The organism is Variovorax sp. EL159 (assembly GCF_900100965.1).
Classification (GTDB): domain Bacteria; phylum Pseudomonadota; class Gammaproteobacteria; order Burkholderiales; family Burkholderiaceae_C; genus Variovorax.
In genome coordinates this window covers 822,691-835,667 of record NZ_FMUJ01000001.1, presented here as the reverse complement: position 1 = coordinate 835,667, position 12,977 = coordinate 822,691, and the positions used below count along the sequence as shown (strand labels likewise).

General features: G+C 67.5%; 13 protein-coding genes. 3 read left to right on the top strand and 10 right to left on the bottom strand.

All coding sequences use genetic code 11. The annotated features are described in order from the left end of the window. Positions 1-18: 18 nt before the first annotated feature. The 3 genes from BLQ28_RS03980 to BLQ28_RS03970 are packed head-to-tail and all read right to left on the bottom strand — an operon-like array spanning position 19 to position 3,948. Positions 19-1,407: a c-type cytochrome gene (locus BLQ28_RS03980; protein WP_093237235.1), complete on the bottom strand. Its 1,389-nt coding sequence runs from the start codon at positions 1,405-1,407 to the stop codon at positions 19-21. Next, positions 1,404-3,176: a GMC family oxidoreductase gene (locus BLQ28_RS03975; protein ID WP_093237234.1), complete on the bottom strand. Its 1,773-nt coding sequence runs from the start codon at positions 3,174-3,176 to the stop codon at positions 1,404-1,406. Before BLQ28_RS03975 ends, BLQ28_RS03980 begins: the two co-directional genes overlap by 4 nt. 13 nt (positions 3,177-3,189) lie before the next feature. Further along, positions 3,190-3,948: a gluconate 2-dehydrogenase subunit 3 family protein gene (locus tag BLQ28_RS03970; RefSeq protein ID WP_093237233.1), complete on the bottom strand. Its 759-nt coding sequence runs from the start codon at positions 3,946-3,948 to the stop codon at positions 3,190-3,192. 162 nt (positions 3,949-4,110) lie between these two features. Between BLQ28_RS03970 and BLQ28_RS03965 the strand changes: the two genes are divergently transcribed. Further along, positions 4,111-4,692, top strand: a complete 582-nt coding sequence (locus BLQ28_RS03965) for a peroxidase-related enzyme (RefSeq protein WP_093237232.1) — start codon at positions 4,111-4,113, stop codon at positions 4,690-4,692. 15 nt (positions 4,693-4,707) lie between these two features. On the opposite strand, the gene BLQ28_RS03960 is transcribed toward BLQ28_RS03965, so the two are convergent. From BLQ28_RS03960 to BLQ28_RS03950, 3 genes are all read right to left on the bottom strand, one after another. Further along, positions 4,708-6,459, bottom strand: coding sequence for a phosphoethanolamine transferase (locus BLQ28_RS03960; RefSeq protein ID WP_093237231.1), 1,752 nt, complete (start codon positions 6,457-6,459; stop codon positions 4,708-4,710). Positions 6,460-6,529: 70 nt separating this feature from the next. Next, positions 6,530-7,102: a phosphatase PAP2 family protein gene (locus BLQ28_RS03955; RefSeq protein ID WP_093237230.1), complete on the bottom strand. Its 573-nt coding sequence runs from the start codon at positions 7,100-7,102 to the stop codon at positions 6,530-6,532. Beyond that, on the bottom strand, positions 7,089-7,793 hold the full coding sequence (locus tag BLQ28_RS03950; RefSeq protein WP_093237229.1) for a phosphatase PAP2 family protein: 705 nt from the start codon (positions 7,791-7,793) through the stop codon (positions 7,089-7,091). Before BLQ28_RS03950 ends, BLQ28_RS03955 begins: the two co-directional genes overlap by 14 nt. 142 nt (positions 7,794-7,935) lie before the next feature. On the opposite strand from BLQ28_RS03950, the gene BLQ28_RS03945 reads away from it, so the two are divergent. Further along, positions 7,936-8,610: a winged helix-turn-helix domain-containing protein gene (locus BLQ28_RS03945; RefSeq protein ID WP_093237228.1), complete on the top strand. Its 675-nt coding sequence runs from the start codon at positions 7,936-7,938 to the stop codon at positions 8,608-8,610. Then, positions 8,607-9,950, top strand: a complete 1,344-nt coding sequence (locus tag BLQ28_RS03940; RefSeq protein ID WP_093237227.1) for a sensor histidine kinase — start codon at positions 8,607-8,609, stop codon at positions 9,948-9,950. The genes BLQ28_RS03945 and BLQ28_RS03940 overlap by 4 nt, the downstream gene beginning before the upstream one ends. A 13-nt stretch (positions 9,951-9,963) precedes the next feature. Here BLQ28_RS03940 and BLQ28_RS03935 read toward each other — a convergent pair whose 3' ends face one another. From BLQ28_RS03935 to BLQ28_RS03920, 4 genes are all read right to left on the bottom strand, one after another. Further along, entirely contained in the window at positions 9,964-10,665 is a 702-nt protein-coding gene (locus BLQ28_RS03935; RefSeq protein ID WP_093237226.1) for a M949_RS01915 family surface polysaccharide biosynthesis protein, read from the bottom strand. 6 nt (positions 10,666-10,671) lie between these two features. Beyond that, positions 10,672-11,094: an acyl-CoA thioesterase gene (locus BLQ28_RS03930; RefSeq protein ID WP_093237225.1), complete on the bottom strand. Its 423-nt coding sequence runs from the start codon at positions 11,092-11,094 to the stop codon at positions 10,672-10,674. Beyond that, on the bottom strand, positions 11,091-11,984 hold the full coding sequence (locus tag BLQ28_RS03925) for a DMT family transporter (protein WP_256327185.1): 894 nt from the start codon (positions 11,982-11,984) through the stop codon (positions 11,091-11,093). Before BLQ28_RS03925 ends, BLQ28_RS03930 begins: the two co-directional genes overlap by 4 nt. A 182-nt stretch (positions 11,985-12,166) precedes the next feature. Continuing rightward, entirely contained in the window at positions 12,167-12,949 is a 783-nt protein-coding gene (locus tag BLQ28_RS03920; protein ID WP_093237224.1) for an SDR family oxidoreductase, read from the bottom strand. Positions 12,950-12,977 lie beyond the last annotated feature (28 nt).

Sequence of the window (12,977 nt, the reverse complement as noted above, 5' to 3'; positions counted from 1 at the left end):
CCTGCCCGCCAGGAACGCTCAGTTCGCCTTGGCCGCCGCCACCGGCTTCAGCGACTCGCGCACTTTGGCCACCTGCGCAGCCGTGACCGCCTCGCCCTGGTTGCCCCAACTCGAACGCGCAAAGCTCAGCACGCTGGCCACGTCGGCGTCGGTCAGGCGCCAGCCGAAGTCGGGCATGGCGATGGGCGACGGCGCCTGCGTGGTGCTCGGCATCGTCGAGCCCGCGAGCACGAGGCGGATCAGCGAGGTCGGGTCTTTCGCATTCACGACGCTGTTGCCTGCGAGCGCGGGAAAGGTCTTGTTGGCGCCCGTGCCGTCCGAGCGATGGCACGCGTTGCAGTTGTTCAGGTAGACCATCGCACCGCTATTGCCCTCGACGGTGCCGTTGCGCAGCGCCAGGGCCGTCGGGTGCTGCGGCGCGGCCGCGACCAGCGATGCCTGCGACGGCGTGGGTGGCGCGGACGCTGCATCGGGCCTGGCGCCCAGCGACTGGAGATAACTGGCCACGGCCTGCAGGTCTTGCGTCGACATGTGTTGCGTGCTGTTCTGCACCACGTCGACCATCGCGCCGAACGCGGCCGTGTGGCCGGTACGCCCGGTCTGCAGGTACTGCACGATGTCTTCCGATGACCACTGCGCCATGGTCGGCCGGTCGGTGTGGCGCAGCGGCTGCGCGTACCAGCCATCGATGATCGCACCCGACAGGAACAGCTCGCCCTTCTTGTCGGTGGCCGCCTTCACGCCACCGAGCATGCTGCGCGGCGTGTGGCAGTCGCCGCAATGGCCCAGGCCCTGCACCAGATAGGCGCCACGGTTCCACTCGGCGCTGCGCGCGGCATCGGGCTGGTAGACGCCCTTGTCCAGATAGAGCCAGTTCCAGCCCATCATCAGCCCGCGCATGCTGAAGGGCCACGGGAGTTTCGTCGGCAGCGGCTTCTGCGCCACCGGCTGCACGCCGTTGCGGAAGAAGACGAACAGCGCATGCATGTCCTCGTCGTTCACGCGGGCGAAGGAGGTGTACGGCATGGCCGGGTACAGGCGATGGCCGTCCTTGGCGACGCCTTCGCGCAATGCGCGTGCGAACTCGGCCTCGGTGTAGGCGCCGATGCCGGCTTCGGGGTCGGGCGAGATGTTGGTCGAGACGATGGTGCCGAACGGCGTCTTCATCGGCAGGCCGCCGCCGAACGCCGGCTTGCCGGGCGCGGTGTGGCAACTGACGCAATCGCCGGCGCGGGCGAGGTAGCGGCCGTGTTCGAGCACGGGGTCGGTGGCAGCTGCAGGCACAGCTGCGGTCGTTGTGACGGCGGCGGGCGCCGGCTCCTCCGCCTTCTGCGCCACAGCCCATGCGGCCACGCACAGCAACGCCGCGGCTGCAGCCACGCCCGCGGAAACACGCCGCGCGTTCATGCCAGCGCTCCCGGGTTCTTCAGGTACTTCTCGCGGATCGCCTTGGCCGACCAGTAGGCCAGCGCACCCACCATGCCGGTCGGGTTGTAGCCGAAGTTCTGCGGAAAGGCGCTCGCACCCATCACGAACACATTGGGCACGTCCCACACCTGCAGGAAGCGGTTGACGGCGCTGGTGGTGGGGTCGGTGCCCATCGGCGCGCCGCCGGTGTTATGGGTCGACTGGTAGTAGCGCACGTCGTAGTGCGCGCCGGCCTTCTGGAAATTCATCTTCATCTGCTTTGGCCCCATGGCCTTGGCGATCTGCTCGACCTTGGTGCCGATGAACTGGGTCATCGCGAGGTCGTTGGCCTTCCAGTCGAAGGTCATGCGCAGCAGCGGCTGGCCGTGCACGTCCTTGTAGGTCGGGTCTAGGTCGAGGTAGTTGTCGCGGTAGGCCATCACCGAGCCCTGGCTGCCGACGCCGGCCTGGTAGATGTAGTTTTCTTTCGCGGCCTTCTTCCAGCCCGCACCCCAGTTCGGCGCGCCCGGCGGCAGGCTCAGTTGCTGGATCGGCCGGCCGCCGGTGTTAATGCAATTGATGCTGGCACCGCCGACAAAGCCCAATGGGCCGTGGTCGAAATTGTCGCCGTCGAAGTCGTCGATGACGGTGCCGCTGGCGCCCGCGCCGACGAAGGGGTTCATCGGCTGGTCCTTGTCGAAGAACAGGCTGGCGCCGCCATTGAGCTGGTAGGCGTAGTTGCGCCCGACCACGCCCTGCCCCGTCGCCGGGTCGTACTTCTTGCCGATGTTCGACAGCAGCAGCAGGCGCACGTTGTGGAACTGGTAGGCGCACAGCACGACCAGATCGGCCGGCTGCTCGACCTCGTTGCCCTCGGCGTCGATGTACGAAACGCCGGTGGCGCGCTTGCCGTCGGGCGACATGTTCACGCGCAGCACGTGCGACTTGGTGCGCAGCTCGAAGTTGGGCCGCTTCATCAGCACCGGCAGCAGCGTGGTCTGCGGCGATGCCTTCGAATACATGTAGCAGCCGTAGCGCTCGCAGAAGCCGCAGAAGTTGCAGGGCCCGAGCTGCGCGCCATGCGGGTTGGTGTAGGCGCGCGAAGCATTGGCGGCCGCCTGCGGAAACGGGTGGTAGCCCAGCTCGCGCGCGGCCTTCTCGAACAGCTTGGCGCTGTTGACCGAGGCCAGTGGCGGCAACGGAAATTCGTTGGCGCGCGCGCCCTCGAAGGGGTTGCCGCCGGCCTGGATCTGGCCGCGGATATTGCCGGCCTTGCCCGAGGTGCCGCAGATTTTCTCGAACTGGTCGAAGTGCGGTTCCAGCTCTTCATAGCTCACGCCGAAGTCCTGGATGGTCATGCCTTCGGGAATGAACTTCTTGCCGTAGCGCTCTTCGTAGTTGCTGCGAATGCGCAGGTCGCTGGGCAGCGGGCGCCAGTGGTGGCCGTTCCAGTGCACGCCCGCGCCGCCCACGCCGTCGCCGGGCAGGAAGGACGCGAGCTGCCGGTACGGCACCGCCACTTCGGCCGGCGTGTGGCGGATGGTGACGGTCTCGCGCGAGAGGTTCTGGAACAGCTTGCCGCGAATGCCGTAGCTCAGCTCGTCGGTGATGCGCGGGTACGCAAAGTCGGGCTGCGTGTCGCGGTTTTCGCCGCGTTCCAGCGCCAGCACCTTCAGGCCGGCGGCGGTGAGTTCCATGCCCATGATCGCGCCGGTCCAGCCGAAGCCGACCAACACCGCATCGACGCTCGGCTTCTTGATGTTTGCCATGGTGATGCGCCCCTCAGCCTTGCGGGCCGGCGATGCTCACCGGCGGCAGGTTGTACTTGACGCCGGGCCGGTCGACCCAATCGGCGTAGTCGGCGCGCGCCCCCGGAAAACCGATCATCTTCCAGGCGGCGGCGTTCTTGTTGCCGCCGTGGATCGGGTCGCTGAAATAGCCTTCCTTGGTGTTCTGCAGCAGGAAGCCGAAGAAGTCGGTGGCGCCCACGCCTTCGAGCACGATGCCACCGCCCTCGAGTCCCCGGAGCACCTCGTCCTGCTGCGCCGCGGTGAGCTGCGCGAAAGCCTTGTCGCTGTATTGCTTGCGGCAGTACGCGTCGGTGGCCGAGATGCCGGCGCGGTACACCTCGCGCGGCGGCATCTTCTTCTGGTAGCCGAAGAGCGGCGACACCTCCACGAACGGCCCCTGCATGTACCAGGTGGCGGCATGGCCGAAGGCGCCTTCCATCTGCCGGTCGATGAACTCGGGCACGCCGGCCTCGATGGCGCCGGGGCCGGTGTCGTCGGGAGGAATCAGCCGTGCCACCGCCGCCTGGATGAACGCCCACTCGGCGGCGTTGAAGTAGACCGGTGTGTAGGGTGCGCCGGGCGGGGCTGCCGCAGCGGGGTTGGGTGCCGGGGCGGGCGTGGTGGCGGGCGTGGTGGTTTGCGCCAGCGTCACGCCGGTGATGCCGCCTGCACCGAAGGCCGTGGCGGCGGGCACGATCGCGATGGATCGGCGCAGGAAGCCACGCCGGTCCGCAAAGGACTCGTCTTTCATCGCGTTATGGGCGGGACGGGCCGCCTTGTTGTGGTGCGAGCCTTCATCATGGCGGTGATCCCCGCCATGCCGTGTAGGAAAGCGGCTTGCCTATGATGGATTCGCCGCAGCCCCTTTCAGGGGCCTTTCAACACCGCCAGACCGCCAAAACCAGGAGACAAGATGACCGCAGCCCGCTACCCCCTCGCCGAACTCAAGGACCTGCCCGAAGACATTCGCACCGCCATCCTGGCCGTGCAAGAGAAGGCCGGCTTCGTGCCCAACGTGTTCCTTGGCCTTGCGCGCCGGCCCGCCGAATGGCGCGCCTTCTTCGCGTACCACGATGCGCTGATGCTGAAGGAAGAAGGCTCGCTCACCAAGGGCGACCGCGAGATGATCGTCACCACCACCAGCGCGGCCAACCAGTGCCTGTACTGCGTGGTGGCGCACGGTGCGCTGCTGCGCATCTACGAGAAGAAGCCGCTGGTGGCCGACCAGGTGGCGGTGAACTACCGCAAGGCCGACATCACGCCGCGCCAGCGCGCGATGCTCGACTTTGCAATGAAGGTCTGCGACCGCTCGCACGAGATCGACGACAGCGACTTCCCGCCGCTGCACGCCCACGGCTTCGACGACGAAGACATCTGGGACATCGCGGCCATCACCGCCTTCTTCGGCCTGAGCAACCGACTCGCGAGCTTCAGCGGCATGCAGCCGAACAACGAGTTCTTCCTCATGGGGCGGCTGCCCCGCGAGAAGAAGTAGGCAACAAGCCCCGTTTCAGCCCTTGCCGCGACAGGAGGCCAGCGCGTCGAGGGCGGGCTTGTAGGTGGGCGTGCTCACGTCCATCACACCGAGCACCGTGTGATAGAGGTTGTCGTGCGTGAGCGGTGCATCGAGCCCCGCTTCCATGCACGACTTCGAGAGCTTGCGGCGCTCGGCCATGCCTTCGCTGAACCACGTGACCATGGGCACATGCTTTTGCGCATCGGGCGCAAAGCTGTACGGCACGCCATGCAGGAACAGGCCGTACTCGCCGAGCGACTCGCCGTGGTCGCTCACGTAGAGCATCGCCGGGTCGTACTGCTTCGACTGCGACTTGAGCCAGTCGATGGTCTGGCCCAGGAAGTGGTCGGTCTGCGCGATCGAGTTGTCGTAGACGTTCATCAGCTCCGCATGGCCGCACTCGGCCAGCGCGTTGGTCTTGCACTCGGGCGTGAAGCGCTTCAGCTCCGGCGCGGAGCGCTTGTAGTAGGCCGGGCCATGGCTGCCCATCTGGTGCATCACCAGCACGATGCCCTTGGCGCGGCGCTCGGCCGGCAGCGCGGCGATGCGCTCGTCGAGCCCCTTGAGCATCACGTCGTCGAGGCATTCGTCGCCATCGCACAGCGCCTTCTTGGTGTCGGCATCGAGGTTGGCGAAGGCCGAGGCATTGGGGATGCGCTCGCACACGCCCTTGCAGCCGGCCTGGTTATCGAGCCAGAACACGGCAAGGCCCGCGGCCTGCAGCACGTCGACGAGGTTCTCGTAGTCGTCCTTGCGCGATTCGTAGCCTTCCTTGCCCAGCGGCGAGAACATGCACGGCACCGAGGCCAGCGTGTTGGTGCCGCAGGAGCGCACTTCGCGGTAGCTCAGCACGCCGCGCTTGGCCAGCTCGGGCGTGGTGTCGCGGGCGTAGCCGTTGAGGGCGAAGTGGTCGGCGCGCGCCGTTTCGCCCACCACCACCACGAACAGCGGCGGCCGCGTCTGCGATGCATAGCTGGTGCCCAGCGCGGTGCCGGCGGTGATGGGGATGAGCTTGCCGCTGTGCTTGAACATCGGCTTGATGAACACGGAGGCCGTCGAATACAGGCTCGCGATCGGGTTCATCATGTAGCGCAGGTGCACGTTGTTGCGCATCAGCGGCGCCAGCTGCCGGTTCATCGACACGATGGTGACCAAGGCCACGACCACGGCCAGCAACAGCAGCGCCATGTTGCGCCAGAGCTTCGAGAAGATCCGCTGCGGCGCGATACGCACCCGCCACAACGCCCACCCCGCGGGCAGCGTCACCACGAGCACGTTGAAGGCCATGCGCCAGCTCATCAGGTCGCGTGCCTCGTTCGGGTCGGTCTGCAGCGCGTTGGCGATCATGCTCGGGTCCATCACCACGCGGTACGCGAGCATGTAGTGCTGCACCACGGCCGCCAGCACGACCACGAGGAACCAGAGCGGCTTCAGCCAGCGCGACCACGCCGTGAACGAAAGAATGGCCACCGAGCCGCACAGCGTGAGCAGGCTCATCGCGATGATGGTGGGCAGGTAGGTGCTGGGCGCGCCGCCGATGCGGGCCAGCTCGTTCCACAACGGCCAGTTGGCCGTCAGGACGAGATAGAGGCTGAGCCACAGGATGACGGACTGCAAGGACCGTGGCCGATCGAGCCACTGGTTCAGGCGCGTCCAGGGCGCACGGGGCGTGGGGGAATTCAGCGGGTCGGGCTCGGAGAAGTTTCCTTGCGGGACGGGTACCGGATCAATGCGCAAAACAGACATCCAACTAATGTAGGAACGGTGGCTGAAAACAGCCTGAATCACCCGTTCGTTGCAGGTTCATTCGAAGCGTTCAGGCACGCCTGACGCGGGAGGACCACCGGCGAACCAGTGGGCTTTTGCTGATGGTGAACGCCAGCGGGCGGCTGATGCCGCGATCGACCGCGAACGACACCAGCGCACCGAGCGCCGCTGCCGCGAGCACATCGGACGGAAAGTGCAGCCCCAGGAACACGCGGCTCCATGCCACCACCGCGGCCAACACCAGGGCCACCGCCACCGGCGTGCGCCAGGGCAGGTACCAGAGCGAGAAGGCCGCGGCAAAGGTGCCGGCCGCATGCATGCTCGGAAAGCCCGGACGCAGGCCCTGCGGCACCCATTGGATGCCCAGGCCGTAGAAACCGGGCCGCTGGACCGGGAACAGCGCACGGACGCCGTTCACGATCAGCCAGACCAGCACCACGCTGACCAGCGCCGTGAAGAAGACGCGGCGCCAGCGGCGGTCGAGCAGCGCCCCGATGCCTGTGGCCACCGCCAGCAGCGCAGGCAGGACGTCGGAGGCGAAGCGGGCGAAGCTCAAGCTCCACGCGGGCACCGACCGGCCCGCGTTGATCAGCCCGAACAGTGCGACGTCAAGATCCTGCATGGGCGGGCACGACCGGCTTCAGAGTTTGTGGGTTGAATCGCGTCACCGCCACGTCGATGGCGAAGCCCACGACCCAGCAGACCCAGGCCGTCCAGAGGGTGTGGCTCATGTAGTGGGCGCCGCGCATCTGCTGCGTCACGCCCAGCGCCAGGCCCAGCACCAGGACCACGCCGAGCCAGATCGCTGCCGCGCGGGGCGACACTCGGCGCAATACGAAGAAGCCCGCCAGATAGGCAAAGGCCGACGATGCATGGCCGGCCGGGAAGCACCCGCCCGGGCCGCCGTCGCCGACGCCCCACGCCCAGTGCGACACATAGCGCGCCACGCCGCCGAACTCCTTCAGGTCCCAGGGGCAACTGGTCTGGCTGGCCTGCTTGAGCAGGCTGACGGCAAGCGCCGAGGCCAGCACCGCCAGCGCCAGTTGCGCCCGACGGCCCCGCGTCAGGCGGCGCAGGACGCCGAAGGGCCAGCGGATCGCGACGAACAGCACGACCATGGCGATCCAGCTCAGGTTGCGGGCGCCTTCGTGCATGACGTGGACCAGGAACGGGTTCTCCCGCCAGGGGAAACCATAGGGCGTGCCGGCCAGGCGCGCCAACGGCAGATCCCAACCCAGAGCGTCCCAACCCATCAGCGCAGCCAATGCGAGCAGGGTCAGAACCCCCAGGCGAAAATTCGGGAAACGTGTCATTGAACCAAGGCGAGACGGGAAAACAGCCGCAAGCCTAAGTTCACCGAATGAACCCAGCCTGAAGAATCTGAACGCAGTCTGACAATATAGCTGGCGGCAATTCGACAGCGCTAGACTTCTTTTTTTGCAAAAGGGACATTGCGTGCGGATATTGCTGGTCGAAGACGACACCTCCCTCGCGGACGCGGTGTGCAGCTACCTGCTCGCCAAGGCGTTCGTGGTCGACGTGGCACCCAGCCTGGCCGACGCGCGCGGCGCCCTGCTTTCGGTCCAGTATGCGGCCGTGCTTCTCGACCTTCACCTGGGCGACGGCGACGGCCTTTCGCTGCTGCCGCAGGTGCGCGCCCTGCCCGAGCGCCCCATCGTCATCGTGCTGACCGCGCGCGACCAGGTCACCGACCGCATCCGCGGGCTCGACGCCGGCGCCGACGACTACCTCATCAAGCCCTACGACCCGGCCGAACTGCTGGCGCGCCTGCGCGCGGTCGAACGCCGACGCAGCGCCAACAGTTCGCCGGTGCTCCAGCTCGGCACGCTCGAGATCGACCTGGCCCACGACATGGTGCGCAAGAACGGCGCGCCCATCACCCTGACCCAGAAGGAATGGGCGCTGCTGCGCGTCATGGCCACCCGGCCCGAGCGCATCCACACCCGCGAGAACCTGGCCGACGCGCTCTACGGCTTCGGCGACGAAGCCGACAGCAACACGCTCGAAGTCTTCATCAGCCGCCTGCGGCGCAAGCTCGGGCGCAGCCACATCCAGACGCTGCGCGGCCTGGGCTACCGCCTGTCGTTCTCCACGGACGAGGACGAATGAGGGCCACGCCCGGGCGCGACTCGCTGGCCGGGCGCCTGACCCGCACGCTGATCATGTGGGTCGGCGGCGTCTGGCTGCTGTGCGTGTTCGCCGTGGTCTGGTACGTGGACCGCGAGATCAACCACAACTTCGACAACGAGCTGGTCGAGGTGTCGCACCGCATGTTCGACACGGCCGTGCAGGAACTCGACCGGCTGCAGCACACCCACGACAACCCGCCGGCCGCGCCGCTGATCGCGCCCAAGCAGCTGTTCTCGGAAGACGCGGTCATGTACCAGATCGAGGACCTTCACGAGCATGTGCTGCTGCGCTCGGCCGAAGCCCCCGTCGATGCCTTCGACGTGCCGCTGGCGACCGGCTTCGCCAACAACCAGACCTGGCGCATCTACACCGTGCGGCACCCCACGCTGGGCCTGTACTTCCAGGTGGCCGACCCGCTCGACGAACGCCGCCGGGCGCTGAACCGCACACTGTTCGGGCTGATCATTCCGCTGGGCGCCGTGCTGCCGCTGCTGGCGCTGGTGCTGCGCAACGTCGCGCGCACCGAGCTGCGCGTGCTGCAGCAGCTCGCGGGCGAAATCGCAAAGCGCAACGGCGCCGACCTGCGCCCCATCACCCTGCCGGGCCTGCCGCTGGAGCTGCGCTCGGTGGGCGACCACGTCAACCGGCTGCTGGAGCGCCTGTCGCAATCGCTCGACGTCGAGCGTGCGCTCGCGGCCAATGCAGCGCACGAGTTGCGCACGCCCCTTGCCGCGGCGCGCCTGCGGCTGCAGACCGCGCTGGAGCACGACCTGCAGCGCAACGACGTGCAGGCCGCGCTCGACGCGCTGCAGATGCTGAGCCACCGCGCCGAAAAGCTGCTGCAGCTTTCGCGCGCCGAATCGGGTGCGTCGCTGGCCCGCGCGCGGGTCGACCTGGTCCAGCTCGCGGGCACCGTGGTGCAGGAGTTCTGGCAAGACCCGCGAACCAACGAACGCCTGTCGCTCAAGGTGCCCGACAGCGCGGCGCCGGTGGCGCTGGGCGATGTCGACGCGCTGGCGATTGCGCTGCGCAACCTGGTGGAAAACGCGCTGCGCTACGGCGGCGACCGCGTGCAGATCGAGGTGATGGCGCCCTGCACGCTCGCCGTGCGCGACACCGGCGCGGGCGTCGATGCCGAGCAGCTACAGAAACTGCGGCAGCGCCACGTGCGGCACGGCTCCGACCGCACGGGCTATGGGCTCGGCCTGTCGATCGTGGGCACCATCGCCGAGAAGCACGAGGCCAAGCTCGAACTGGCCTCGCCGCCGGCGGGGGCGGCACACGGGTTCGAGGCGCGCATCGTGCTGCAGCCGGCCTGACACCGGCTGCGCTTCAGCGACCGGCGGCTTCCTTCCTCGGCACGAAGTCGTAGGAATTGTCGAAGCCGAATTGCCCGGCCTTGTACATGGCCGCCATCTTCTTGACCAGGTGCTGCTGCACCACCTTCGGCAACGCAAAGTAGTTGCTGTTGGCGGTGGTCTTGCGGTCGCCATCCAGATCGCCGGTGATCGCGTGAATGGTCGCCTTCCTGCCCCGATGGAAGATGACGATCTTGATGCCGCCCGAGAAGTCATCGGTGCTGATGCTGTCGGTATCGACGAGCGGGAAGAAGCGGTACACGAGGATGGGGTCGACCAGCCCATCGCCGTCGATGTCGTTCAGCTCGACGAGCTTGGAGCGGAAGTTGATGCCTCCGTCGTCCTTGCCCGCAAAGTCGCGGATCGCCCATTGACGCGTCAGCACCTTGCCGCCGTCCACCTTGTAGAGCGCGGCCTGGACGGTGGAGGACAGTTGCTCCGAGTGAAACGGCCGGTCTTGTTTTTCGCCGAGCAGCAGCGCGTAGCTGCCGGACTTGTCGGTGTAGCAATAGCGCTTGAACACGGGGAGTTCGAAGCCCGCAGCCTTCAGTGCTTCGGCGCCGAGGTACGGCGCGTTGGCGGGGCACTCGTTCCTGCCGGCCTCCGCGGTCTGCGCGCTGCTCCCCGCGGCCAGCAGCGAGAGGGATGCGAACGCGAGGATCTTCTTCAGCCTCATCGCGCGCTACTCGCTCACCACCGCGCGCAGCCAGTCGGGCAGCGGCAGCGCCTTCTGCTTCGGAAAATCGACCCAGATGGTGGTGGCGCCGCCCGCCGCGCAGATCACGTCGGGCGCTTCGGCGCGCGCCATCGTGGCCCAGCTCTCGAAGGTGGTGCGGCCCGGGTCGCTCACGTACATCTTGAGCAGCACGTCGCCCGGGTATTCGAGCTGGCGATAGAAGTTGCAGAAGGCGTTGACGATCACCATGCCCTCGCCGCCCGGCTTGGGCTCGATGCCGAGCGAGCGGACCCAGTCGATGCGCGCGGTTTCGAGGTAGCGGAAGTAGGTGCCGTTGTTCAGGTGGCCCATGGCGTCCATGTCGCCCCAGCGGATGGGGATCGACATTTCAAACACGAACTTCTTCTTTTCGGGGATTTCGATTCTCATCGGTGCGCCTTGATGGATGCGAGGATGCCCAGGACGAACAACAGCGCCGCGACCCACTCGGTGGCCTGCGGCCAGCGGCCGTCCCAGATGAAGGAATAGAGCAAGGCGAACAGCGTTTCGCTCACGATCAGTTGCCCGCACAGGCTGGCGGACAAGCGCTGGCTTGCCACGTTCCAGAGGATGGTGGCCAGCCACGACGAGCCGAAGCCGCTGGCCAGCGCGATCCAGATGAAGAGCATGCCGTCGGGCTGTGTCCGCAGCGTGGCCGCGTCGCTGCCCGCGACCGCCCACAGCAGCAAGGCGCCCAGGCCGGTCGCGATGCCGAGCCAGTTGGCCCAGTCGGCGGCATTGAGTTCGGTGTGCCGCTGCAGCCAGGCGGCGTTGAGCAGGCCATACACGGTCCAGCTCGCCATGGCGGCCAGCGCCAGCGCGATGCCCCAGCCGAAGCGCGCACCGCTGCCTGTGCCGTCCGCGCCATGCTGCGCCGACCAGGCGCCCCAGACCATCAGCGCGATGCCGGCGCCGGTCAGCACCAGCCCCGGCAGCAGCGCCCGCATGCGCAGGCCCGCGGGCCGGCCGAGCAGCATCATCCAGACGGGGATCGTGCCGATGATGAGGCTGGGCACCTCGGTGCCTGCCGCCTCGATGCCGAAGGCCAGCAGCAGGTAGTAGCCGCTGAAGCCCAGCACGCTGAGCCCGAGCGCCGCAAGCGCCTGCCGCCCGTTCGGCCAACGCACGGCGGCCGGCCGCCCGAACACCGCCAGCGCGGAGACGGCGCCGAACACCGCAAAGCGTGCGGCCGTGATGTCCACCATGCCGAAGTGGCCCACCATGCGCGGCGCCACGAAGGTCAGGCCCCAGAGCGCGCCCGCAGCCAAGCCGGCGGCAATGCCGATCCAGGCTCGCGGGCTCACAAGGTATGAATGAATCTGGCGTGGCCGAGCAGCCCGCCCAGGCGCGCCCGATCAAGGCGCAAAGCGCAGCCATAGCTCGGGCTACGGCGAGCATTTGCAACGCCGAGTGGGCGTGTCTGGGCGGGATGAGCGGGCATGGCGGGTTCGTTCATACCTTGTCAGAGCGCGAACCCGTCGTCGGCCGCGATGACGGCGCCATTCACGAAGTGGCTCTGGCCGCTGGCCAGCAGCACGATCAGCCCGTCGAGGTCTTCGGGCTTGCCCACACGCTTGCGCGGCAGCATGTTCACCAGCTTGGCGCCGCCTTCGGTGGCCCAGTGCTCCTCGTTCAGCTCGGTCGTGATGTAGCCCGGGCACAGCGCGTTCACGTTGATGCCGAAGCGGCCCCATTCGAGCGCCATGGCCTTGGTCATCTGCACCACGGCGATCTTGCTCATGCAGTAGGTGCCGATCTGCGGCATGACCTTGAGCGCCGCCGCCGAGGCGATGTTGATGATGCGCCCGCCGATGTAGGTGCCCGGCGCCGTGCCTTTCGCGCGGGCCAGCATGCGCTTGCCCACTTCCTGCGCGACGAAGAACGAGCCCTTCACGTTGGTGTCGAAGATGTAGTCGTAGTCGTCGGGCGTCACGTCCTGCAGGCGCTGCGTGGTGCTCACGCCCGAGTTGTTGACCAGGATGTCGATGGGGCCGACTTCGGTTTCGGCGCGCGCCACGGCCGCCTTGATGCTGCCGATGTCGGTCACGTCGAGCTCGACCACGTGGGCATCGCCGCCCTCGCCTTCGATGCGCGCGCGCAGCTCCTTGAGCTTCTCGACGCGGCGGCTTGCCAGCACCACCGCGGCGCCGGCGCGGGCCAGCGTTTTTGCGAACTGGGCACCCAGGCCACTGGAGGCGCCGGTGACGAAGGCCACGCGGCCGGAGAGATCGATGCTGTAAGCCATGAACTGAATCCTGTGGAGTCGCGCAGGT

Coding starts and splice junctions, on each gene's coding strand:
- BLQ28_RS03980 (WP_093237235.1), bottom strand. CDS start 1,407: ATGAACGCGCGGCGTGTTTCCGCGGGCGTGGCTGCAGCCGCGGCGTTG.
- BLQ28_RS03975 (WP_093237234.1), bottom strand. CDS start 3,176: ATGGCAAACATCAAGAAGCCGAGCGTCGATGCGGTGTTGGTCGGCTTC.
- BLQ28_RS03970 (WP_093237233.1), bottom strand. CDS start 3,948: ATGAAAGACGAGTCCTTTGCGGACCGGCGTGGCTTCCTGCGCCGATCC.
- BLQ28_RS03965 (WP_093237232.1), top strand. CDS start 4,111: ATGACCGCAGCCCGCTACCCCCTCGCCGAACTCAAGGACCTGCCCGAA.
- BLQ28_RS03960 (WP_093237231.1), bottom strand. CDS start 6,459: ATGTCTGTTTTGCGCATTGATCCGGTACCCGTCCCGCAAGGAAACTTC.
- BLQ28_RS03955 (WP_093237230.1), bottom strand. CDS start 7,102: ATGCAGGATCTTGACGTCGCACTGTTCGGGCTGATCAACGCGGGCCGG.
- BLQ28_RS03950 (WP_093237229.1), bottom strand. CDS start 7,793: ATGACACGTTTCCCGAATTTTCGCCTGGGGGTTCTGACCCTGCTCGCA.
- BLQ28_RS03940 (WP_093237227.1), top strand. CDS start 8,607: ATGAGGGCCACGCCCGGGCGCGACTCGCTGGCCGGGCGCCTGACCCGC.
- BLQ28_RS03935 (WP_093237226.1), bottom strand. CDS start 10,665: ATGAGGCTGAAGAAGATCCTCGCGTTCGCATCCCTCTCGCTGCTGGCC.
- BLQ28_RS03930 (WP_093237225.1), bottom strand. CDS start 11,094: ATGAGAATCGAAATCCCCGAAAAGAAGAAGTTCGTGTTTGAAATGTCG.
- BLQ28_RS03920 (WP_093237224.1), bottom strand. CDS start 12,949: ATGGCTTACAGCATCGATCTCTCCGGCCGCGTGGCCTTCGTCACCGGC.